The organism is Roseomonas sp. KE0001 (assembly GCF_016107285.1).
GTDB lineage: Bacteria > Pseudomonadota > Alphaproteobacteria > Acetobacterales > Acetobacteraceae > Pseudoroseomonas.
The window spans coordinates 22,973-44,715 of the sequence record NZ_RCVQ01000006.1; the positions used below are offsets into that span (position 1 = coordinate 22,973).

A 21,743-nucleotide genomic window follows, 5' to 3' on the forward strand; every position below is an offset into this window, starting at 1 on the left:
CATGCTGATCCACAACCGCCGCCATGCCGATCTCTGGACCCTGCTGGCGCCGCCCGCCATCTGGGCGCTGCACTTCCTGCTCTGCTACGTGCTGGGCTCCGTGGCCTGCGCCAAGGCGGGCGATCCCTTCGCCGCCATCCCGCTGCCGCGCCTCGGCGTCGGACTCGCCACGCTGCTGGCCCTGGCGCTGATCCTGGTGGCCGGGCGTCAGGCACGGCGCCACTGGGGCTTCGGCACGGCGGATCCGCCGCACGATGATCCGACCGACGATGACCGGCAGCGCTTCCTCGGCTTCGCGACGCTGCTGCTCTGCGCGCTCAGCTTCGTGGCCGTGCTCTTCGTCGCACTGCCGGCGCTGACCATCGCGGATTGCCGCTGATGCGCGGCCTCGCCCTGCCCCTCGGCCTCGGCGTGCTGGCGCTGGGCGTCCTGGCATTGGCCTGGGGCGGGCCGCTGCGCTGGGCGCTCGGCGCCTCCTTCACCGGCCACATGGCGATGCACATGGCGGTGGTGGCGGTGGCGGCACCGCTGCTGGCGCTGGGCCTGGCGGCACGCTGCCCGTCCGGCGGGGCGCTGGACCGGCTGTCGGGTACCCCGGTCCTGGCCTCGGCCATCGAGTTCGTCGTCATCTGGGGCTGGCACGCGCCCGGGCCGCACCGGGCGGCGCGCGAGAGCCTCGGACTGATGGCGCTGGAGCAGGCGAGCTTCCTCGCCGCCGCGACCCTGGTCTGGCTGAGCTGTCTGGGCGCCGGGGCGGCGGAGAGCCGGCCGCGCCAGGCCGCCGGCATCCTGGGCCTGCTGCTGACCTCGATGCACATGACGCTGCTCGGCGCGCTGATCGGCCTCGCCCCGCGCCCGCTCTACCGCCACGAGGCGTATCCGGGCCATGCGGCCCATGCCCCCGGCGAGGGCATCCCGGGCCTGACGGCGCTGGAGGACCAGGCCCTGGGCGGCGTGGTGATGCTGCTGGCCGGCGGCGGCGCCTATCTGGCCGGCGGCCTCTGGCTGGCGGCGCGGCTGCTGCGCGATCCCGCCCCGGAGGAAACGCGATGACCCTGCGCCTGACCTGGAAGCGCGTGCTGCTCGGCCTCGCCGCCCTGCTGCTCGGCGGGATGCTGGTCGGCTGGTCCGGCGTCATCAACATCGGCGCCAGCGGCGGGCACTGGGCGGTGACGGAGTGGTTCCTGCACTGGGTGATGCGGAACTCGGTCCGCACCCACGCCCTCGGCATCGCGGCACCGCCGCTGGACGATCCCGCCCTGCTGCACCGGGGTGCCGGGCACTACGCCACCGGCTGCGCCCCCTGCCACGGCGCGCCGGGCGAGCGGCAGAACCCCATCGTCCAGGCCAGTCTGCCGCCGCCGCCGGATTTCGGCCGGGCGCTCGACGCCTGGACGCCGGAGCAGCTGTTCCGCATCGTCCAGCACGGCGTGCGCTACAGCGGCATGCCGGCCTGGGTGGAGCCCGGGCGGCATGACGAGATCTGGGCCATGGTCGCCTTTCTCCGGGCGCTGCCGCGGATGGAGGCCGAGCGCTACCGCGATCTGGCCTTCGGCGCGGCCGCGGGGCGGCAGCCGGGCTCCGGCGTCGCCGGCGGCGAGAGCCTGGCCGCGCCCCTGCAGGACATGCTGGCCGATTGCGCCCGCTGCCACGGTGTCGACGGGCGGGGGCGGGAGAACGAGGCCTTCCCGATCCTCGCCGGGCAGAGCGAGGCCTATCTCCACGACACGCTGCGCGCCTTCTCCGAGGGCCGCCGCCGCAGCGGCATGATGCAGCCTCCGGCGGCACGCGCGGACGAGGCGGCGCTGCGCGCCCTGGCGGCGCATTTCGCCGCCCAGGCACCTGCCGTTCCAGCAACGGCCGCCCCGTCGCGGGAGGCCGCGCCGGGCCTGCTGGCCGAGGGCGGGCGGATCGCGCGGGAAGGGCTGCCGGCGGAGGGTGTCCCGGCCTGCCTGTCCTGCCACGGCGCCGCCGCCCTGGCCCGCAACCCGGCCTGGCCGCGCCTGGATGGCCAGCACGCCGCCTATCTGGAGAACCAGCTCCGCCTCTGGCGGGAGGCGGCGCCGCGGGGTGGCGGCCCCCACGGCCCGGTGATGGAGACGATCGGCCGCCGCCTTCCGGCGGAGGCGGCCCGCGCCGTCTCCGCCTGGTTCGCCGCGCGGGCACCCGGCTCGCCCTGAAATCGCGGCGGCGCTGAAGGTTTGGTAATCTTCAGATGGGAGGCTGGAGGCAGGAAGACCGGAAAGGCCCGATCCGCATGCCCCTGCTTCAACGCCTCTCGATCAAGGCGAAGCTGACCTGCAGCTTCGGCCTGATGCTCCTGCTCCTGGCCGCGATGGGCGGCATGTCCCTGCATGGCCTGTCCCGGATGGACGAGGTCAGCAGCCGGATCGCCGACAGCCGCCTGCCCGCCCTGCGCGAGGCCGGGGGGTTGCGCGCGGCGCTGAACGAGGCGCGCGTCTCGGTGCTCTACCTGCTCCTGGTCAAGGACGCGCCGGCCCTGGAGGAGCAGGCCCGGCGGGTGGAGCGGCAGGCCACCGGCTTCGACACCGCGATACGGGATTTCCGGCGCCATATCACCACCCCGGCCGGGCAGCAGATGGTCGACGAGCTGGCGCGGCACTGGGCGGCCTACAAGTCCGGCGCCGCCCGCGTGGCCGAGCTGGTGCGCGCGGGCCGCCTGGCCGAGGCCGAGGCGCTCAACCAGCAGGCCGTGCGCCAGGCGGCGGAGGGCGCCGCCGGCGTGATCGACTGGCTGATCGAGACCGCGGGCCAGCAGGCGGACGCCGCCCGCCGGCAGGGCGCCGAGACCACCGCCACCCTGGGCTCGCTGACCCTCGGCGTCCTGACGCTCGCCGTGGTGCTGGCCGTCGGCCTCGGCGTGCTGATGGTCCGGGGCATCGGCCAGGGCATCGCCGCCATCCTGCGGCCGATGGAGGCGCTGGCCGCGGGCCGGCTGGAGGCCGAGGTTCCGGATCTTGGCCGCGGCACCGAGCTGGGCGCCATCGCCACCGCCGTGCGGAGCTTCAAGGAGAGCCTGATCGAGGCCGACCGCCTGCGGGCCGCGCAGGAGGCCGACCGGCGGGGCAAGGAGCAGCGCGCCCTGGCGCTGGCCGAGCTGGTGCGCGGCTTCGAGGCCCGTGTCGGCGAGATGGTCGGCATCCTGTCCTCCGCCTCGACCGAGCTGGAGGCCACCGCGCGCGACATGAGCGGCACGGCCGAGCAGACCAACGGCCAGGCCAGCCAGGTCGCCACCGCCGCCGGCGAGGCGAGCGGCGGCGTGCAGACCGTGGCGGCGGCGACGGAGCAGCTGACCAGTGCCATCCAGGAGATCAGCCGGCAGGTCGCCCAGGCCACCGGCGTGGCCCGGCAGGCGGTGGAGAACGCGCAGCGCACCGACACGACGGTCTCCACCCTGGCCGAGGGCGCCGGCCGCATCGGCGACGTGGTCGGGCTGATCAGCGACATCGCCGGGCAGACCAACCTGCTGGCGCTGAACGCGACGATCGAGGCGGCGCGGGCGGGCGAGGCCGGCAAGGGCTTCGCGGTGGTGGCGAGCGAGGTGAAGTCGCTGGCCGCGCAGACCGCGAAGGCGACCGAGGAGATCGGCGGCCAGATCGGCCAGATCCAGCAGGCGACCCAGGAGGCGGTCGGCGAGATCCGCCGCATCGTCAGCACCATCAACGAGATGAGCCAGATCACCGTGGCCATCGCCGCGGCGGTGGAGGAGCAGAGCGCCGCCACCAGCGAGATCGCCCGCACGGTGCAGCAGACCGCGCAGGCGACGACGGCGGTCGGGCAGTCGATCGGCCTGGTGAGCCAGGGCGCCAGCAACACCGGGGCCGCCGCCTCGCAGGTGCTGGCGGCCGCCTCCGAGCTCTCGCGGCAGTCCGAGCGGCTGAACGGCGAGGTGCGCGACTTCACCACGCGGGTGCGCGCCGCCTGAGCGGCGGCGCGCCCGGACGCCTCAGGCCAGGGCCTTCGAGACCTTCTCGTAAGTGCCCTTGCTGAGGCCGGGCCGGGCCAGGATGCGCTCCAGCTCCTGCCGCATCATCGCCCCGCGCGCGGCGTCCTGGCGCTTCCACTGGCCGAGCGGCCCGACCATGCGGGCCGCGACCTGGGTGTTCACCGCGTCGAGCCGCGCGACCATTCCCCCCAGGAAGCGGTAGCCCTCGCCGGAGGCATGGTGGAACCAGGCCGGATTGCCGCTGGCGAAGGCGCCGATCAGCGCGCGCACCCGGTTCGGGTTGCGCAGGTCGAAATCGGCATGCCGCGACAGGGCCTCGACCTGCGCCAGCAGGTCCGGGCGGTCGGCGGTGGCCTGGATCGCGAACCACTTGTCCAGCACCAGCTCGTCGTGCCGCCAGCGGGCGTGGAAATCCTCCAGCGCGGCCTCGCGAGCCGGGCCTTCCGCATCGGCCAGGACGCGCAGCGCCGCCAGCACGTCGGTCATGTTCTGCCGCGCCGCGTACTGCGCCTCGGCCCGCGCCAGCCCATCGCCGCCCTCGGCGGCGGCGAGATAGGACAGCGCGGCATTGCGCAGCGCCCGCCGCCCGATGGCGGCACCATCCGTCCGGTAGGGGCCGGAATCGGCCAGCCGGTCGTGCAGCGCGGCGAGGCGGGCGGCGAAGCGCGTGCCCAGCGCGCGGCGCAGGAAGCGGCGCACCGCGTGCACGGCCTCCGGATCGGCCACCGGCATCTGGTCGGCGACGAAATCCTCGGAGGGCAGCACCAGGGCCTCGGCGGCGAAGGCACGGTCCTCCTCCGCCCGGTCAAGCAGCGCGGCGGTGATGCCGGCCAGCCCCTCCGGCAGGACGAGCGGGCGCTGGGCGCGGACGTCGCCCACGAGGCGCAGCATCTCGGTCGTGGCGTATTGCTGGCCGGACTCCCAGCGGACGAAGGGGTCGCTGTCCTTCGCCGCCAGGAAGGCCAGGCTCTCCAGCGGCAGGCCGGACAGTTTCACCGGCGCCGAGAAGCCGCGCAGCAGCGAAGGCACGGGCTGTTCCCGCAGCCCCTCGAAGACGAAATCCCGCTCCGCCTCCTCCAGCAGCAGCACGCGCGGCGCGGCCGCCGGCCGCCCATCGGGGCCGATCAACCCCATGGCCACCGGGATCGGCACCGGCAGCTTCTCCGGCTGGCCCGGCGTCGGCGGCGTCGATTGCGCCAGCGTCAGGGTGTAGCGGCCCGCGGCGGCGTCGAAGGCCTCGCGCACCGCCACCTCCGGCGTGCCGGCCTGGGCGTACCAGCGGGTGAAGGCGGAAAGGTCGGTGCCGGAAGCCTCCTGCATGGCGGCGACGAAATCCTCGATCGTCACCGCCTGGTTGTCGTGCCGGGCGATGTAGAGGTCCATCCCCTTGCGGAAGTTCGCCTCACCGATCAGGGCCCGCATCATCCGCACCACCTCGGCGCCCTTCTGGTAGACCGTGGCGGTGTAGAAGTTGTTGATCTCGACGTAGGAATCCGGCCGCACGGGATGCGCCATCGGCCCCGCATCCTCTGGGAACTGGGCGGCGCGCAGGCGGCGGACATCGGCGATGCGCCGGACCGCGGCGCTGCCTTGGTCGGCGCTGAAATGCTGGTCGCGGAAGACCGTCAGCCCTTCCTTCAGCGAAAGCTGGAACCAGTCGCGGCAGGTGACGCGGTTGCCGGTCCAGTTGTGGAAGTATTCATGCGCGACAACGGTCTCGATGCCCTCGTAATCCGCATCCGTCGCCGTCTCCGGCCGGGCCAGGATGTACTTGGTGTTGAAGATGTTGAGCCCCTTGTTCTCCATCGCCCCCATGTTGAAGTCCGAGACGGCGGCGATGTTGAACACGTCGAGGTCATATTCGAGGCCATAGGCCTCCTCGTCCCACCGCATCGAGCGTTTCAGCGCATCCATGGCGTGGTCGCAGGCGTCCTCGTCGCCGCGCCGCACCCAGATGGCGAGCGCGACCTCGCGGCCCGAGCGGGTGGTGAAACGGTCGCGCAGCGCCACCAGGTCGCCCGCCACCACGGCGAAGAGGTAGGAGGGCTTCGGATGCGGGTCGGTCCAGCGCGCCCAGTGCCGGCCCTCCGGCAGATCGCCCGCGCCGTCCGGGTTGCCGTTGGAGAGCAGCACGGGACAGCCAGCCCTGTCGGCCTCCAGCGTCACCGTGTAGCGCGCCATCACGTCCGGCCGGTCGGGGAAGTAGGTGATGCGGCGGAAGCCCTCCGCCTCGCACTGCGTGAAGTAGTTGCCGCCCGAGCGGTACAGGCCCGACAGCTCGCTGTTGGCCTCCGGGTCGATCTCCACCTCGGTCTCCAGGGTGAAGACATCGGGCACGCCGAGCACGGCCAGCCCGCCGCCCGGTTCGGCCCGCATCCGCGCGGGCGGCAGCACCTCGCCGTCCAGCCGCGCCGCGACAAGCCGCAGCGCCTCGCCGTCCAGCAGCAGATCCGCCGCCGCCGGCGCCGCCGGATTGCGCCGCAGCGCCAGCCGGGCGCGCACCCGCGTCGCCGCCGGGTGCAGGGCGAAGTGCAGATCGACCTCGTCGACCAGGAAGGCCGGCGGGCGATAATCCTCGCGGCGGATGGTCGGCGGGGGCGTGGTGGCGGATGGTTCGGCGGTCATGGCATCGCCCTCGGTCTGCGCGGCATTCGGGCCGGCAGTATGGACCCTGGGCGCCCCTTGACCATCCCCTTGACCGTCCCCTGGGCCACCCCCCCGACCGGGCGGCGGGCGGAGGCGGATTCCGCGCTTCCCCGCCGGGGCCCGGACATGCCACGCTGACCCCACCCGGCCGCCGGAGACGACGCGATGCGCCTGCAGGATTTCCGCGTACTGACCTTCGATTGCTACGGCACGCTCATCGACTGGGAAAGCGGCGTCCATGCCGGCCTGCGGCCCCTGCTGCGGCGTGGCGGGCTGGAACTGGACCGCGACACGGTTCTCGAGGCCTTCGTCCGGCATGAATCCACCCTGCAGGCGGAATCCCCCGGCATGCTCTATTCCGGCCTGCTGGCGAATGTGCACCGCCAGCTGGCCGATGAATGGGGCATCGAGCCGGACGAGGCGGAACATCTGCGCTTCGGCGCCTCCGTGCCGGACTGGCCGGCCTTCCCCGACGCCGCCGGGGCGCTGGCCTACCTGAAGCGGCACTACCGGCTGGCCATCCTGTCCAATGTGGACCGCGCGAGCTTCGCCGGCAGCGCCCAGCGGTTCGGGACCGCCTTCGACATCGTCTGTACCGCCCAGGATATCGGCAGCTACAAGCCCAGCCTGCGCAATTTCGAACACCTGCTGGCGCGGCTGGCCGCCCTCGGCCATGGCCAGGGGGAGGTCCTGCATGTCGCGCAGAGCCTGTTCCACGACCATGCGCCGGCCAAGCGGATGGGCCTCGCCTCCGCCTGGATCGACCGGCGGCGCCATCCGGAAGGCTGGGGCGCCGCGTCGCCGCCCTCGTCCGGCGCCGGCTACGACTTCCGCTTCGCCTCGCTGGCCGGGCTGGCGGCGGCGCACCAGGCGGAGAAGGCGCGGCTCGGGGAATAGGGCGGCGCCCGATCCGTCGGCGTCGCGGAGCCGGGCCGCCCTGGCATGACGCTTGCTGGCCTCCGGCGCGCGGCCCGCCGCCGCATGGCATGAGGGAGGCTGGGATCGTCATGAATCTGATCGGCGTCGATGTGGGCGGAACCTTCACGGATCTGGTGCTGGCCGAGACCGCCAGCGGCCGCGCCGTGATCCACAAGGTCTCCAGCACCCCGGCCGATCCCTCCCTCGGCGTCACGCGCGGCGTGGTCGAGCTGTGCGGCAAGGCCGGCCTCGCGCCGGGGGCGGTCGATCAGGTGCTGCACGGCACCACCATCGCCACCAACGCCGTGCTGGAGCACCGCGGCGCGCTGACGGGGATGATCACCACGCGCGGCTACCGCGACGTTCTGCACATCGGCCGGCACCAGCGGCCGGAGCACTATTCCATCCAGCAGCAGATCCCCTGGCAGGCGCGGCCGCTGGTGCGCCGCCGCCACCGCCATGTCGTGACCGAGCGGCTGGTGCCGCCGCGTGGCGAGGTGTTGGTGCCGCTGGACGAGGACGAGGTGCGCGCCGCCGCCCGGGAACTCCGGGCCGCGGGGGTCGAGGCCATCGCCATCTGCTTCCTCTTCTCCTACCTCAACCCGGCGCATGAGCTGCGGGCGCGGGACATCGTCCGGGAGGAGTATCCGGAGGCCTTCGTCACCACCTCGGCCGAGGTGGCGCCGCAGTTCCGCGAGTTCGAGCGCTTCACCACCGCCGCCATGAACGCTTTCGTCGGGCCGAAGGTGCGCGACTATGTCTCCCGCCTGGCCGCCCGGCTGCGCGAGGCCGGCGTCGGCGGCGACCTGCAGGTGATGGGCTCGACGGGCGGCGTCGCCTCGGTCGCCATGGTGGCGGAGCAGCCGGTGCTGACCATGCTCTCCGGCCCCGCCGCCGGGGTGCTGGGCGGCGCCTGGGCCGGCCGGCTCTCCGGCCGGGACGACCTCATCACCTTCGACATCGGCGGCACCTCGGCCGACATCGCCATCGTCAGTCGGGGCCGCTTCGGCGAGGCCTCGGCGCGCGACACCTGGATCGCCGGCTTCCCGCTGCTGGTGCCGATGATCGACATCCACACCATCGGCGCCGGTGGCGGCTCCATCGCCCGGCAGGATGCCGGCGGCGCCTTCCGGGTGGGGCCGCAATCGGCCGGCGCGCAGCCGGGCCCCGCCGGCTACGGGCGCGGCGGCACCGAGGCGACGGTGACGGACGCCAACATCGTCCTCGGCCGGCTCGACCCGGAGAACTTCCTCGGCGGCGGCATGACGCTCGATGCCGCCGCGGCGCGTGACGCGGTCGGCCGCTTCGCGCAGCGGATGGGCCTCGGTCTGGAGGCGGCGGCGCTCGGCATCCTCACGGTCGTCAACGCCAACATGGCGAACGCCATCCGCAGCCGCACGGTGCAGAAGGGCATCGACCCGCGCGACTACGCCCTGGTCGCCTTCGGCGGCGCCGGGCCGCTGCACGGGGCCGAGGTGGCGCGCCTGCTGGAGGGGCGCGCCGTGCTGGTGCCGCCGCATCCGGGCATCACCTCGGCCATGGGGCTGCTGACCACCGACCTCTCGGTCGATGCCGTGCGCACCTGCTTCCAGCTGTCGGACGCGATGGACCTGCCGCGCATCGCCGCCGACTTCACCGCCATGGAGGCGCAGATCGCCGCGCGCTTCGCCGCCGACGGCCTGCCCGCCGCCGCGGCGCGCTTCAGCCGCGCCGCCGACCTGCGCTACGCCGGCCAGGGCTACGAGCTGCGCGTCGCCTGGCCGGCGGAGGAGGCGGATGCGGCGGCCCTGCTCGCGCGCTTCCACGCCCAGCACAAGGCGGAATACGGCCACGCCTTCCCCGAGCGGGTGGTCGAGATCGTCAACCTGCGCGTCACCGGCGCCATCCCGCGGCCCCATCTCGGCGCGCCGCCGCCACGGGTGGGCGGATCGCTCACGGAGGCGCTGGTCCGGCGCGGCCCGGTGGTCTTCGGCAGCGCCGAGGCGCCGGAGGTGCACGACACGCCCTATCTGCGGCGCGAGCTGCTGCCGGTGGGCGCGGCGATCCCCGGCCCGGCCATCGTGCTGCAGACCGACAGCACCACGGTGGTGCCGCCCGGCTGCCGCCTGACCGCCGAGGCCGGCGGCAACCTGCTGATCGAACTCTGAGCCCGGAGACGGAGCCATGCGCGACACCACCCCGGATGCCGTCAACCCGGTCACCGTCAGCGTGCTGCAGGGCGCGCTGGAGACCATCGCCGTCGAGGTCGGCTACAAGCTGATGCGGATGGCCTATTCCTCGATCATTCGCGAGTCCGAGGATTTCGGCGCCGCGTTGACCGACGAGACCGGGCAGGGCCTGGCGGAATCGGCGCAATCCACGCCGCTGCAATCCGGCCCCATCCCCGGCTACGTCAAGGCGGTGCTGGCGACGCTCGCCGCGCGGGGCGAGCCGGTCCGGCCCGGTGACGTCATCATGCACAACGACCCCTACGGCGGCGCCAGCCACGGGCCGGACGTCGCCTTCCTGGTGCCGGTGTTTCACGTGGATCAGGCGGGGGAGCACCTCGTCGGCTTCTCCGTCACCACGGCGCATCATCTCGACATCGGCGCGCTGACGCCCGGCTCCTGCGGCATCGTCGACGCCATCGACGCCTATGCCGAGGGGCTGCGCTTCCGGGCGATCAAGGTCCATGATCGCGGCGTCCGCAACGAGGCGGTCTGGCAGATGCTGCGCGACAACCTGCGCGCGCCGGAGCTGGTGGTGGGCGACATGGAGGCGCAGGTGGCGGCCAGCCGCATCGGCGCCGAGCGGATGGCGGCGCTGGTCGCGCAGCATGGCCTGGCCGGCTTCCGCGCCACCTGCGCCGCCATGCTGGACCAGGCCGAGCGGCTGATGCGCCGCGCCATCGCCGCCCTGCCCGAGGGGAGCTGGCGCGCCGAGACGCGGATCGACGGCTACCTGGACGACCCGGCGCGGCGCGACCTGCCGATCGTCGCCACCGTCACCAAGGTCGGCGACGGGCTGGTGGTGGACCTCGAGGGCACCGCGCCGCAGATCCCGGACCGGCCGATCAACATGCCCTTCCATGGCACGGTGGATGTCGCCGTCTGGCTCACCGTCCGCTCGGTGCTGCTGGACACCGCCATCCTCGGCCATGTCCCGGTGAACGAGGGGCTGACGCGGCCGATCGAGATCCGCGCGCCGCGGGGCTGCCTCGCCAACCCGACCTTCCCGGCGCCCACCATCGCCCGCTTCTGCCCGGGCAACCAGCTGGCCGACACGGTGATGAAGGCGCTGGCCCAGGCGGTGCCGGGACAGGTCTCGGCCGGCATCGGCAACCTCAAGGTCATCGCCTTCTCCGGTCTGCGCGAGGAGGGGCACTGGGTGCACATGGAGATCTTCGAGGGCGCCTATGGCGGGCGGCCCGGGCAGGACGGCATGGACGCGGTGGACACGCTCTACGCCAACACCCGCAACAACCCGATCGAGGACATCGAGAGCCACCTGCCGCTGCGCGTGACCCGCTACGAGCTGCGCGAGGACGAGGCCGGCGCCGGCGAGTGGCGCGGCGGCCTCGGCTCGGTGCGCGAGATTCGCTTCCTGACCGATGCCGGCACCTCGGTCGAGGGCGAGGGCCACGCGCACCGGCCCTGGGGCTTCCTCGGCGGCGGCGCGGGCGCCACCGCCCGGCTCAGCCTGCTCGGCGCGGCGGGCGGCACGGCGGCGCTGCCCTCCAAGGTGCCGCACCGGGCGGTGAAGGCGGGCGACACCTTCCTCTGCGAGGGTCCGGCCGGCGGCGGCTATGGCGACCCCTTCCGGCGCGACCCGGCGCGGGTGCTGGAGGATGTGCTGGACGGGCTGATCTCCCCCGCCACCGCCCGGCGCGACTACGGCGTGGCGATCGCCGGGGAGGGCATCGACGAGGCCGCGACCCGCGCGCTCCGCACGGGCCGATAGCCCCCCGAGAGATGACCAAGGAGGGGGTGACCAGGGGGAGGCGCCGGCCATTCCGCCCTGGCAGCCCCCCCCCGATTCCCCCCCTCTGGCCACCATCCGGCCGCCTGCCTATGCTCCGCGCCATGCCCGCCGATGCCGCATCCCTCCTCGCCCAGCGGCTGAAGGCCGAGCGCGAGGCCCGCGGCTGGTCGCTCGCCGAGCTGGCCGAGCGCTCCGGTGTCTCCAAGGCGATGATCAGCAAGATCGAACGGGACGAGGTCAGCCCCACCGCCGCCCTGCTCGGCCGGCTGTCCGGCGCCTTCGGCCTCAGCCTGTCGCAGTTGCTGGCGCGTGTGGAGCACGGCGCCGGCCAGCTCCTGCCCGCCGCCGCCCAGCCGCTCTGGAGCGATCCGGAAACCGGCTTCACCCGCCGCGCGGTGACGCCGGCCGGTGGCCCGCCGACACCGCTGGAGCTGGTGGAGGGCGTGCTGCCGCCAGGCCGTTCGGTGGACTACCCCGCCGCCGCCTTCGCCTTCATCCAGGACCAGCAGATCCTGCTGCTGGAAGGGCGGCTGGACTTCACGCAGGGCGCCTCGCGGCACGAGATGCATCCGGGCGACTGTCTCCGTCTCGGCCCGCCCGCGCCCTGCCGCTTCCACAATCCCGGCACGGCGGCGTGCCGCTACCTGGTGGCGCTGCTGCGGCGGTGAGGGGCGGCCGCCGGCCGGTTGGCAGGCCGCCCTCCGCCCCCTAGCATCCCGGCTGTCCGGGGCCGGCGACAGGCCCCGCCAAGGGAGCGTCCATCGCATGATCCATGTCATCGCCATCATCACCGCCAAGCCGGGCCAGCGCGAGGCCGTGCTGCGGGAGTTCCGCGCCAATATGCCGGCGGTGCTGGCCGAGGAGGGCTGCATCGAATACGGCCCGGCCATCGACGCCGAGCGCACGCCCGCCGCCTTCGGGCCGGACAGCTTCGTCGTCGTCGAGAAATGGGCCAGCCCGGAGGCGCTGAAGGCGCATGCCGCCTCGCCGCACATGCAGGCCTATGGCGAGCGCACGAAGGAGATGGTGGCGAGCCGGGCGATCCATATCCTGACCCCCGCATCCTGACGCCCGCATCCTGGCCCTGGCCGCCTGAGCCACGGCGCGCCCCGGGCCGGCCTTCACGCCAGGCGGAGGCCGGCCGCCGGATGCGGGGGCGCCAGCAGCGGCCCGGCGCCGAACAGCTTCTCGCGATAGGTGCCGGGCGCGTAGCCGGTCTTGTAGGCGCCCCGCTCCTGCAGGATCGGCACCACCAGGCGGACGAATCGCTCCAGCCCTTCCGGCATGACCGTGCGGGAGAGGTTGAAGCCGTCGACATCGGCCTCGGCGACCCAGGCCAGCAGCGCCTCCGCCACCTGCGTGGCGGACCCGACGATCGGCGGCTGCCGGCTGCCCAGGACGAACTGGTCGATCAGCCTCCGCTTGGTCAGCACCGCGCCCGCCGCCTGCCGCATCGCGGTGACATTGGACTGGATCGCCTGGCTGCCGCCGGCCTCGATCGGCTCGTCCATGCCGTAGCGGTCGAAGTCGATGCCCAGCGAGGCGGCGGCATGGGCGAGCGCCCCCTCGACGCTGGCGTGGCGGCGATACTCCTCCAGCAGGTCGCGCGCCTCGGCCTCGGTCGCCCCCACGATCACCGTGGCGCCGACCAGCACCTGGATGGGCCGTGGCGCGGCCCGGGCGCGCAGATCGGCCACCAGCGCCGCCACCTGCGGCTTCGGCCCGCCATTGAGGAAGACGCATTCGGCATGCCGCGCGGCGAAGGCGCGGCCCCGGTCCGAGGCGCCGGCCTGATAGAGCAGCGGCGTGCGCTGCGGCGAGGGCTCGCAGAGATGGATGGCGTCGAGCTGGTACTGCGGCCCGGCATGCCGCACCCGCCGGACCCGGGCGGGATCGGCATAGAGCCCGGCGGCCCGGTCCGCCCGCACGGCGTCCCCGGCCCAGCTGCCTTCCCAGAGGCGGTAGACCACCTCCATATACTCTTCAGCCAGGTCGTAGCGGTCGTCATGCGCCATCTGCCGCGCCAGGCCCATGGCGCGCGCCGCGCTGTCGAGATAGCCGGTGACGATGTTCCAGCCGACGCGCCCGCGCGTCAGGTGGTCCAGCGTGGACATCCGCCGGGCGAAGAGGAAGGGCGGCTCATAGGCCAGGTTGCAGGTGATGCCGAAGCCGAGATGCGTGGTCGCCGCCGCCATGGCCGGGACCAGCATCGCCGGGTCAAGCAGCGGCACCTGCACCGCCCCCCGCAGCGCGGCCTCCGGCCCGCCGCCCAGCACATCGTAGATGCCGAGCACATCGGCCAGGAAGAGGCCGTCGAACAGCCCGGCCTCCAGCGTCCGGGCCAGATCTACCCAGTGCTCCAGGCGGTTGTAGCCCAGGCTGTTGTCGCGCGGATGCGTCCAGAGCCCCTGCTGAATATGCCCGAGGCAGGCCATGTCGAAGGCGTTCAGGCGGATCTGGCGGGACATGACGGCGCTCCGGTGGGGTGCGCCGTCCACTATAATATCCTCTTCGTCTCGGATGGAAGCCGCCTCAGGCCTGGCGCTCGCCGAAGATCGCCGTGCCTACCCGGACATGTGTCGCACCGTGGCGGATCGCGGTCTCGAAATCGCCGCTCATCCCCATCGAAAGGGTGCGAAGGCCGAGTCGCGCGGCGCTTTCCGCCAGCGCCGCGAAATGCGGCGCCGGGTCCTCCGCGGCCGGGGGGATGCACATCAGCCCTTCGATGGCGAGGCCATGCGCCTCCCGGCATTCGGCGAGGAAGTCCGCCAGCCGGTCCGGATCGATCCCGGCCTTCTGCGGCTCCCGGCCGATATTGACCTGCGCCAGCAGGGCGGGCCGCCGCCCCTCGCGCCGCATGGCCTCGGCCAGGGCGGCGGCGAGCCGCGGCCGGTCGAGGCTCTCGATGACATCGGCCACCCGCACGGCGTCGCGCGCCTTGTTGGTCTGCAGGGCGCCGATCAGATGCAGGCGCAGCGCCGGATGGGCCGGGCGCAGGTCCGGGAACTTGCCCATCGCCTCCTGCACCCGGTTCTCCCCGAAGGTCGTCTGGCCGGCGGCCAGGGCGGCGGCCACCGAGTCGGCCGGATGGAACTTGGAGACGGCGACGAGCGTGACGCCGGCGGCATCGCGCCCGGCGCTTGCGCAGGCGGCGGCGATGCGGTCCTGGATGTGCTTCAGGTTGTCGGAGATGGAGGCCATGGCATGTGGACGGTAGAGGGCGCGGCATCCCGGCTCAAGCCGGGCCGCAGCTGGCGGGGCGCGGCGCTGCCCCGCCTCTGGCTGTTCAGCGATCCGGTGCGCCTGCCCGACCCCAGGGCCGCCGCCGCCGGCCTGCCCCGCGGCGGCGGGGTGGTGGCCCGCGGCCTGCCCCCGGCCCTGCTCGGAGAGATGGCGCGACTCGGGCGGCGGCGGAGGCTCGTCCTGCTCCTCGGCGCCGCGCCGCGCCCGGCCCTGGCCTGGCGGGCCGGGCTGCACTGGCCGGACCGGCCTGCCACCTCCGCCCTGCTGCCCTTCCTGCTGGCGCGCCGCGCGGGGCGGCCCGGGGCCTTCCTCTCGGTGGCGGCGCATGGCCCGGCCGGCCTGCGCCGGGCGCGGCGACTCGGGGCGGACCTTGTCTTCCTCTCGCCGATCTTCCCGACGCCCAGCCATCCCGGCGCCCCCGCCCTCGGCCCCTGGCGCTGGAGCGCACTGGCGCGCCGCGCCGGGCGGCCGGTCGCGGCGCTGGGTGGCGTGACCGCCGCCACCGCCCGCCAGGTGCCGCCGCCGGCCTGTGGCCTGGCCGCCATCACCGCCCTGTTGCCTCCGCGCCACAGTGTCTCAAGGAAGTCGCGCAGCGCTTTCACGGAGCATTGCCGCGCCTCGGCTGGCTGAACCATAGTCCGCCCCAGGCCTGAAACCCGCTTCATTCGGGGCGAGGGACCCTGCCGAGGGGGGCAGGCGGGCCGCGGGACCAGCCGGCACATTCCGGCGCGTGAGGAGGACTAGGGATGCGCAAGATTCTGTTGGCGACCACTGCGGTTGCCGCGGCCGCCGTGTTTGGGCCGGCCCCGGTTGCGGCTCAGGAAGCCCCGACGGTTCGGGTTGGCGGCTATTTCCGCTTCAACTACAGCTTCACCGACCAGGATCTGTCGAGCGGCGTCAACAACGGCGTCTCCACCGGCAAGTCCGACTTCGCCTCCGACACCGAGGTCCACGTGATCGTCGCCGGCAAGGCCGCCAACGGCCTGACCTACGGCGCGACCGTCGAGCTTCAGGTCGACATGTCCAACAACTCGAACTCGGCGTCGGACAACCTCGCCGCCCAGTCCAAGACGGGCGTCGACACCGACGAGATGTACATGTGGGTGGCCACGCCGCAGCTCGGCCAGCTCCGCATGGGTGACGAGGACGGCGTCCTCGGCGGCCTGATGAACTCCGGCCACATCACCAACTTCGGCACCGGCGGCATGGACGGCGACTGGTTCGACAGCGTGATCGGCGCCCCGCGCGCGACCACGATGCACCCCGGTGACATCGGCGACAACACCAAGATCATCTACATGTCGCCGCAGTTCTTCGGCTTCGACTTCGGCGGCAGCTTTGCCTTCAACACCGGCGAGGGCGAGGACGTCGGCTGCGCCGGCACCCTGCCGAACGCCAGCTGCGACCGCTTCACCTCGGGCCCCGGCGCGCTGCGCCGCCGCAACGAGTACCAGGTGGCGGCCCGCTACCGCGGTTCCTTCTCCGGCGTCGGCATGTCCATCACGGGCGGCTACATCGGCTCCGAGGTCGCCAAGAACACCACCGGCCTCTCCGGTGACAACATCAGCGTGGGCGTCGTCGGCGCGCAGTTCACCGCCTACGGCCTGCTGGTCGGCGGCTGGTACAACTGGGGCTCCTCGAACGGTGGCTGGAACCCGCTGGCCAAGGGCCAGGTCGACGGCCGCGACATGACCTCCTGGTTCGCCGGCGCCTCCTATACCTTCAGCGGCCTGACCATCGGCGCGAACACCTACGATCTGCGCACCGCGGGCAGCCAGTCCGTGGCCGCCGGCCGCGTCGATCGCGGCTGGTCGGTCGGCGCCTCCTACGCCCTGGCCCCGGGCCTGGCGCTGGTCGCCGAGTACAACCAGGTCCGCCGCAAGGAGAACGGCTTCAACTTCGCCACCGGCGCCGCCGGCACCGACAACAACGCCGTCGATGCCAACATCGTCATCGTGGGCACCCGCATCGCCTTCTGATCCTTCGGGATCGGGCATGCCGGGGCGGCGGGGAAACCCGCCGCCCTTTCCTGTTTTCGCCTCCGATCGCGCCGCTTCCGTTTTTGCGCTTGATCGCGCGCCCGGGCCGCCTATCGTGCCGCCGCCATGCGCAAGCTTTTCGCCTTAGGGCTGATCCTCCCCCTCCTCGCGGCCTGCAGCCAGGGCCGCCAGGTGCAGAACGACGAATACGGCGACGACAGCAAGCGGTCCCGCGTGCAGGGACGGCTCGGCGGATCGGACGGCATCCTGGTCTTCGGCACCGACCGCTCGCAGCCCGCCGGCGGCAGCCAGGAGGGCGGCGCCCTCGGCGTGAACGCCTATCTCTGGCGCGCCTCGCTGGATACGCTGTCCTTCCTGCCGCTGTCCTCCGCCGATCCCTTCGGCGGCGTCATCATCACCGACTGGTACTCGCCCCCCGCGACGCCGGGCGAGCGCTTCCGCGCCACCGCCTATGTTCTCGGCCGCCAGCTGCGCTCCGACGGCGTCCGCGTCTCGATCTTCCGCCAGGAACAGCGCAACGGCGCCTGGGTGGACGCGCCGGTGGCGCAGAGCACCAATGTGGACATGGAGAACCAGATCCTCGCCCGGGCGCGCGAGCTGCGCAGCCAGACGGCCTCCCGCTGAGGCCTGGCCGCATCCTGGCGCCGGGCGCGAAAGGCCCCGGCGCCAGGACGCGGGAGATCATTTCCCGCCCTTCCCTTTCCTTGGCGGCGACGAGGCCGTATCCCTCTCCCCCAGCCACCGTCCGCTTCCTTCCTTCGCCGCCGATCGCCCTGGTGCCATGACCGACGCCGCCACGCCTGCCCGCTACGACTTCGCCCGCGCCGAGCCGCGCTGGCAGCAAGAATGGGAGGCCCGCGCCTGCTTCGCGGTGCCGGACGTGCCCGATGCCGGGCGCGCGAAGTACTACGTGCTGGAGATGTTCCCCTACCCCTCCGGCAAGATCCATATGGGGCATGTGCGGAACTACACGCTGGGCGACGTGGTGGCGCGCTACAAGCGGGCGCGCGGCCATCAGGTGCTGCACCCGATGGGCTGGGACGCCTTCGGGCTGCCGGCGGAGAACGCGGCGCGCGAGCGCGGCGTGCATCCCGCCGCCTGGACCTACCAGAACATCGCCACCATGCGGGCCGAGCTGAAGCGCATGGGCCTGTCCATCGAGTGGGACCGCGAATTCGCCACCTGCGACCCGAGCTATTACGGCCAGCAGCAGAAGCTCTTCCTGGAGCTGCTGAAGGCCGGCCTCGCCGAGCGGAAGGAAAGCTGGGTCAACTGGGACCCGGTGGACAACACCGTGCTCGCCAACGAGCAGGTGATCGACGGGCGCGGCTGGCGCTCGGGCGCCCCGGTGGAGAAGAAGAAGCTCTCCCAGTGGTTCCTCTCCATCACCAGGTTCGCCCCCGAGCTGCTGGCCGGCCTGGACGGGCTGGACCGCTGGCCGGAGCGGGTGAAGCTGATGCAGTCCAACTGGATCGGCCGCTCCGAGGGCGCGCGGGTGCGCTTCGCGTTGGAGGCTCCCGTGGAGGCCCCCGTGGAGTCGCCCGTGGGCGGGCTGGACGAGGTCGAGGTCTTCACCACCCGGCCGGACACGCTGTTCGGCATGAGCTTCCTGGCCGTCGCCGCCGAGCACCCGCTCGCCGCCGCTGCCGCCGCGCGCGATCCGGCCATCGCCCGCTTCATCGCCGAGGTGCGCGCCCTCGGCACCTCCGAGGCCGCCATCGAGCAGGCCGAGAAGCGGGGCATCGACACCGGCTTCCGCGTCCGCCACCCGTTCAACGGCCAGAGCTACCCGGTCTGGATCGCCAATTTCGTGCTGATGGAATACGGCACGGGCGCCATCTTCGGCTGCCCCTCGAGCGACCAGCGCGACCTCGACTTCGCCCGCAAGTACGACCTGCCGGTGGTGCCGGTGGTGCTGCCGCCCGGCGAGGACGCCGCCGGCTTCGCCATCGGCGGCACCGCCTATGTCGAGGACGGGACGCTGATCAATTCCGGCTTCCTGGATGGCAAGTCCACCGCCGAGGGCAGGCGCGCCGCCATCGACGCGCTGGAGGCGCAGGGCGCCGGCCAGGGCGTGGTGAACTGGCGCCTGCGCGATTGGGGCGTCTCGCGCCAGCGCTACTGGGGCTGCCCGATCCCGGTGATCCATTGCGAGGCCTGCGGCGTCGTTCCCGTCCCGCAGGACCAGCTTCCGGTGACCCTGCCGGAGGATGTGGACTTCACCCTGCCCGGCAATCCGCTCGACAACCATCCGCGCTGGAAGCATGTCGCCTGCCCCGCCTGCGGCGCCGCGGCCCGGCGCGAGACCGACACCTTCGATACCTTCGTCGACAGCTCCTGGTACTTCGCCCGCTTCACCGCGCCGAAGGCGGAGACGCCGCTGGTGCCGGAGGCGGCGAATGGCTGGCTGCCGGTGGACCAGTATATCGGCGGCATCGAGCACGCGATCCTGCACCTGCTCTATTCCCGCTTCTTCACCCGCGCCCTGAACCAGGCCGGGCACCTCGCCATCTCCGAGCCCTTCGCCGGCCTCTTCACGCAGGGCATGGTCCAGCACGCCTCCTACAAGGCGCAGGACGGCCGCTGGCTGGCGCCGGACGAGGTGGAGGTCGCCGCCGATGGCAGCGCCACGGACAAGGCCACCGGCCTCGCCGTGACCGTCTCGCGCAACGACAAGATGTCGAAGTCGAAGCGCAACACCATCGACCCCGGCGCCATCATCGACAATTACGGCGCCGACACGGCGCGCTGGTTCATCCTCTCCGACAACCCGCCCGACCGGGACATGGAATGGACCGAGGCCGGCGTCTCCGGCGCCTCGCGCTTCACCCAGCGCCTGTGGCGGCTGGTGCAGGGCGCGGCGCCCAGCCTGCCTCCGCCGGGGCAGGAGCCCGGCCCCGGGGCCGCGCGCGACCTCCGCCGCGCCACGCACCGCACCATCGCCGCCGTGACCGAGGCGCTGGAAAGCTTCTCCTTCAACGTGGCCGTCGCCCGCATCCATGAATTCGCCAATGCCATCGAGGCCGCGGCGTCGGAGGATGGCGCCGCCCGGCGCGAGGCGCTGGAGGCGCTGGCCCGTCTGATCAGCCCGATGATGCCGCATCTGGCGGAGGAGCTGTGGTCCGTGCTGCGCCCCGGCACCGGCCTGGTGGCGGAGCTGCCCTGGCTCGAATCGGACGCCGAGCTCGCCCGGGCGGACAGCGTGACCCTCGCCGTTCAGGTGCTGGGCAAGCTGCGCGCCACCATCGCCGTGCCGGTGGGCGCCGACGAGGCCAGCGTCTTCGCCGCCGCGGAGGCGGACGAGAATGTCCAGCGCGCCATTGCCGGGCGCCCCATCAGGAAGCGCATCCATGTCCCGGGCCGCATCGTCAACTTCGTCGTCTGAGGCCATGGGCCTGACCGCCTCTCCGCGGCCGTCCAGGCGGCGCCTGATGGCGTTGGCGGCGGGCGGGGCGGTCACCCTGGCGGGCTGCGGCTTCCAGCCGCTCTACGGCCCCCAGGGCGCCACCAGCGCCGCCGGCGTGGCGGAGCCCGAGGTGCGCGAGGTGCTGGCCAACACCGAGGTCGCGCTGATCCCCGAGCGCACCGGCCAGTTGCTGCGCCGCGCCCTGCTGGAACGCCTGGGCGGCGCGGGCACGGGCCACGGCGCCTATGAGCTGCGGGTGCAGCCGCAGCTCGGCATCGACTTCGAGGGCTTCCGGCGGGACGGCTCTCCCTCCCGCGTACGCAACACCATGACGGCGAGCTGGGCGCTGGTCTCCACCGGCACGCCGCCGGCGACGGTGCTGCAGGGGACCGAGCGCGCCTTCGACGCCTACAACATCCCGGACAACCAGTTCTTCGCCGGCGACTTCTCGCGCGACGCGACCTTCCAGCGGCTGATCGAGCAGGTGGCGGACGACATCATGGTGCGCCTGGCCGCCGGATTGCGGAACCGGCGCAGCACCTGAGGAGGGCGGCGGGTGGCGAAGCTCGACCCGCGCCGCCTGCCGGGCTTCCTGGCGGCGCCGGACCCGGCCTGCCGCGTCGTGCTGCTGCATGGCGAGGATGCCGGCCTGGTGCGCGAGCGCGCCGAGGCGCTGGTCGCGGCGGTGATCGGCCGGGACGATCCCTTCCGGCTCGCTGAGCTGCCGCGCGAGGCGGCCGCGCGGCCGGGTGTCCTGGCCGGCGAGATGGCCGCCCTGGCCCTGACCGGCGGGCGCCGGGTGGTTCGCGTGCGGGATGCCGTGGATGGCCTGGCGGGCGCGGTGAAGGAGGCCCTGGCCGGGCCGGGCGAGGCGCTTCTGGTGCTGGAGGCGGGGGAGCTGCCGGCCCGCGCCAAGCTGCGTGCCCTGCTGGAGCCCGCGCAGGGGGCGGCGGTGATTCCATGCTATCGCGAGCGCGGCGCCGAGCTGGCCGGCAGCATCGCCCGGCTGCTGCGGGAGGCCGGCGTCACCGCCGAGCCCGCGGCGCTGGACTGGCTGGCGGCACGGCTGGGCGAGGACCGCATGCTCCTGCGCCGGGAGGTCGAGAAGCTGGCGCTCTATGCCGGCCCCGGCGGGCAGCTGAACGAGGAGGATGTGCTGGCCTGCGCCGGCGAGGGATCGACGCTGGATCTGGACGAGGCGCTGATCGCCGCCACCGCGGGCGACATCCCGGCCGCCGACCGCGCGCTGGATGCCGCCTTCTCGGAAGGCGCCAGCCCGGTCATGGTGCTGCGCGCGGCGCTGCGGCATGTGCAGCGCCTGCATCTGGCCGCTCTCGCCATGTCTGCCGGACAGCCCGCTGGGCAGGCCATGGACGCCCTGCGGCCGCCGGTCTTCTTCCGGCTCAAGCCGGGTTTCGAGCGGGCGCTGCGGCTCTGGCCGCCGCATCAGCTGGCGGCGGCGGGGGATGCCCTGCTGGAGGCGGAGAAGCTCAGCAAGTCCGGCTCCGCCGCCCGCCCCATCCCCGATCGTGTCGTGGCGCAGACGGCGGTGCTGACCCTGGCCCGGCAGGCGCTGGCCCGGCAAAGGCGCGGCTGAGACCCG

18 protein-coding genes are annotated in these 21,743 nt (G+C 73.3%); 15 read left to right on the top strand and 3 right to left on the bottom strand.

Features of this window, described 5'->3' with window-relative positions:
* The first annotated feature begins 1 nt into the window (after nt 1).
* From D9598_RS12960 to D9598_RS12975, 4 genes are all read left to right on the top strand, one after another.
* Entirely contained in the window at nt 2–379 is a 378-nt protein-coding gene (locus tag D9598_RS12960) for a hypothetical protein (protein WP_198366949.1), read from the top strand.
* Entirely contained in the window at nt 379–1,053 is a 675-nt protein-coding gene (locus D9598_RS12965) for a cytochrome c oxidase assembly protein (RefSeq protein ID WP_198366950.1), read from the top strand. Before D9598_RS12960 ends, D9598_RS12965 begins: the two co-directional genes overlap by 1 nt.
* A complete protein-coding gene (locus D9598_RS12970; RefSeq protein WP_198366951.1) occupies nt 1,050–2,180 on the top strand; it encodes a c-type cytochrome in 1,131 nt (376 codons plus the stop codon). The genes D9598_RS12965 and D9598_RS12970 overlap by 4 nt, the downstream gene beginning before the upstream one ends.
* Nucleotides 2,181–2,257: 77 nt before the next feature.
* Nucleotides 2,258–3,946, top strand: a complete 1,689-nt coding sequence (locus D9598_RS12975) for a methyl-accepting chemotaxis protein (RefSeq protein ID WP_198366952.1) — start codon at nt 2,258–2,260, stop codon at nt 3,944–3,946.
* Between the two features lie 21 nt (nt 3,947–3,967).
* Here the strand turns inward: D9598_RS12975 and pepN are convergent, their stop codons facing one another.
* Nucleotides 3,968–6,592, bottom strand: coding sequence for an aminopeptidase N (gene pepN, locus D9598_RS12980; protein WP_198366953.1), 2,625 nt, complete (start codon nt 6,590–6,592; stop codon nt 3,968–3,970).
* Nucleotides 6,593–6,778: 186 nt separating this feature from the next.
* On the opposite strand from pepN, the gene D9598_RS12985 reads away from it, so the two are divergent.
* The 5 genes from D9598_RS12985 to D9598_RS13005 all read left to right on the top strand — a co-directional run bounded on the left by D9598_RS12985 (nt 6,779) and on the right by D9598_RS13005 (nt 12,559).
* Nucleotides 6,779–7,510, top strand: coding sequence for a haloacid dehalogenase type II (locus D9598_RS12985; RefSeq protein WP_198366954.1), 732 nt, complete (start codon nt 6,779–6,781; stop codon nt 7,508–7,510).
* Nucleotides 7,511–7,620: 110 nt separating this feature from the next.
* Entirely contained in the window at nt 7,621–9,678 is a 2,058-nt protein-coding gene (locus D9598_RS12990) for a hydantoinase/oxoprolinase family protein (protein ID WP_198366955.1), read from the top strand.
* Nucleotides 9,679–9,694: 16 nt separating this feature from the next.
* On the top strand, nt 9,695–11,470 hold the full coding sequence (locus tag D9598_RS12995; RefSeq protein WP_198366956.1) for a hydantoinase B/oxoprolinase family protein: 1,776 nt from the start codon (nt 9,695–9,697) through the stop codon (nt 11,468–11,470).
* Between the two features lie 122 nt (nt 11,471–11,592).
* Nucleotides 11,593–12,159, top strand: coding sequence for an XRE family transcriptional regulator (locus D9598_RS13000; protein ID WP_198366957.1), 567 nt, complete (start codon nt 11,593–11,595; stop codon nt 12,157–12,159).
* A 97-nt stretch (nt 12,160–12,256) separates the two neighbouring features.
* Complete coding sequence (locus D9598_RS13005; protein WP_198366958.1) at nt 12,257–12,559, top strand: putative quinol monooxygenase; 303 nt, start codon at nt 12,257–12,259, stop codon at nt 12,557–12,559.
* A 53-nt stretch (nt 12,560–12,612) separates the two neighbouring features.
* Here the strand turns inward: D9598_RS13005 and D9598_RS13010 are convergent, their stop codons facing one another.
* Both D9598_RS13010 and D9598_RS13015 read right to left on the bottom strand, forming a co-directional pair.
* Nucleotides 12,613–13,959, bottom strand: a complete 1,347-nt coding sequence (locus D9598_RS13010; RefSeq protein ID WP_198366959.1) for an LLM class flavin-dependent oxidoreductase — start codon at nt 13,957–13,959, stop codon at nt 12,613–12,615.
* A gap of 64 nt (nt 13,960–14,023) precedes the next feature.
* Nucleotides 14,024–14,692 (bottom strand): YggS family pyridoxal phosphate-dependent enzyme, encoded by a 669-nt coding sequence (locus tag D9598_RS13015; RefSeq protein WP_198366960.1) that lies wholly within the window; start codon nt 14,690–14,692, stop codon nt 14,024–14,026.
* Between the two features lie 3 nt (nt 14,693–14,695).
* Between D9598_RS13015 and D9598_RS13020 the strand changes: the two genes are divergently transcribed.
* The 6 genes from D9598_RS13020 (at nt 14,696) to holA (ending at nt 21,737) form a co-directional block, all read left to right on the top strand.
* The gene (locus tag D9598_RS13020; protein WP_198366961.1) at nt 14,696–15,364 is read left to right on the top strand and encodes a thiamine phosphate synthase; all 669 of its coding nucleotides are present in this window, start codon (nt 14,696–14,698) and stop codon (nt 15,362–15,364) included.
* 116 nt (nt 15,365–15,480) lie between these two features.
* The gene (locus tag D9598_RS13025; RefSeq protein ID WP_198366962.1) at nt 15,481–16,713 is read left to right on the top strand and encodes a porin; all 1,233 of its coding nucleotides are present in this window, start codon (nt 15,481–15,483) and stop codon (nt 16,711–16,713) included.
* A gap of 126 nt (nt 16,714–16,839) precedes the next feature.
* Nucleotides 16,840–17,358, top strand: coding sequence for a DUF3576 domain-containing protein (locus tag D9598_RS13030; RefSeq protein ID WP_198366963.1), 519 nt, complete (start codon nt 16,840–16,842; stop codon nt 17,356–17,358).
* A 157-nt stretch (nt 17,359–17,515) separates the two neighbouring features.
* Nucleotides 17,516–20,119: a leucine--tRNA ligase gene (gene leuS / locus D9598_RS13035; protein ID WP_198366964.1), complete on the top strand. Its 2,604-nt coding sequence runs from the start codon at nt 17,516–17,518 to the stop codon at nt 20,117–20,119.
* Between the two features lie 46 nt (nt 20,120–20,165).
* The gene (gene lptE / locus D9598_RS13040) at nt 20,166–20,684 is read left to right on the top strand and encodes an LPS assembly lipoprotein LptE (protein WP_198366965.1); all 519 of its coding nucleotides are present in this window, start codon (nt 20,166–20,168) and stop codon (nt 20,682–20,684) included.
* A gap of 12 nt (nt 20,685–20,696) precedes the next feature.
* Entirely contained in the window at nt 20,697–21,737 is a 1,041-nt protein-coding gene (holA, locus tag D9598_RS13045; protein ID WP_198366966.1) for a DNA polymerase III subunit delta, read from the top strand.
* Nucleotides 21,738–21,743: the final 6 nt, after the last annotated feature.

Coding starts and splice junctions, on each gene's coding strand:
- D9598_RS12960 (WP_198366949.1), top strand. CDS start 2: ATGCTGATCCACAACCGCCGCCATGCCGATCTCTGGACCCTGCTGGCG.
- D9598_RS12965 (WP_198366950.1), top strand. CDS start 379: ATGCGCGGCCTCGCCCTGCCCCTCGGCCTCGGCGTGCTGGCGCTGGGC.
- D9598_RS12970 (WP_198366951.1), top strand. CDS start 1,050: ATGACCCTGCGCCTGACCTGGAAGCGCGTGCTGCTCGGCCTCGCCGCC.
- D9598_RS12975 (WP_198366952.1), top strand. CDS start 2,258: ATGCCCCTGCTTCAACGCCTCTCGATCAAGGCGAAGCTGACCTGCAGC.
- pepN (WP_198366953.1), bottom strand. CDS start 6,592: ATGACCGCCGAACCATCCGCCACCACGCCCCCGCCGACCATCCGCCGC.
- D9598_RS12985 (WP_198366954.1), top strand. CDS start 6,779: ATGCGCCTGCAGGATTTCCGCGTACTGACCTTCGATTGCTACGGCACG.
- D9598_RS12990 (WP_198366955.1), top strand. CDS start 7,621: ATGAATCTGATCGGCGTCGATGTGGGCGGAACCTTCACGGATCTGGTG.
- D9598_RS12995 (WP_198366956.1), top strand. CDS start 9,695: ATGCGCGACACCACCCCGGATGCCGTCAACCCGGTCACCGTCAGCGTG.
- D9598_RS13000 (WP_198366957.1), top strand. CDS start 11,593: ATGCCCGCCGATGCCGCATCCCTCCTCGCCCAGCGGCTGAAGGCCGAG.
- D9598_RS13005 (WP_198366958.1), top strand. CDS start 12,257: ATGATCCATGTCATCGCCATCATCACCGCCAAGCCGGGCCAGCGCGAG.
- D9598_RS13010 (WP_198366959.1), bottom strand. CDS start 13,959: ATGTCCCGCCAGATCCGCCTGAACGCCTTCGACATGGCCTGCCTCGGG.
- D9598_RS13015 (WP_198366960.1), bottom strand. CDS start 14,692: ATGGCCTCCATCTCCGACAACCTGAAGCACATCCAGGACCGCATCGCC.
- D9598_RS13020 (WP_198366961.1), top strand. CDS start 14,696: ATGTGGACGGTAGAGGGCGCGGCATCCCGGCTCAAGCCGGGCCGCAGC.
- D9598_RS13025 (WP_198366962.1), top strand. CDS start 15,481: ATGCGCAAGATTCTGTTGGCGACCACTGCGGTTGCCGCGGCCGCCGTG.
- D9598_RS13030 (WP_198366963.1), top strand. CDS start 16,840: ATGCGCAAGCTTTTCGCCTTAGGGCTGATCCTCCCCCTCCTCGCGGCC.
- leuS (WP_198366964.1), top strand. CDS start 17,516: ATGACCGACGCCGCCACGCCTGCCCGCTACGACTTCGCCCGCGCCGAG.
- lptE (WP_198366965.1), top strand. CDS start 20,166: ATGGCGTTGGCGGCGGGCGGGGCGGTCACCCTGGCGGGCTGCGGCTTC.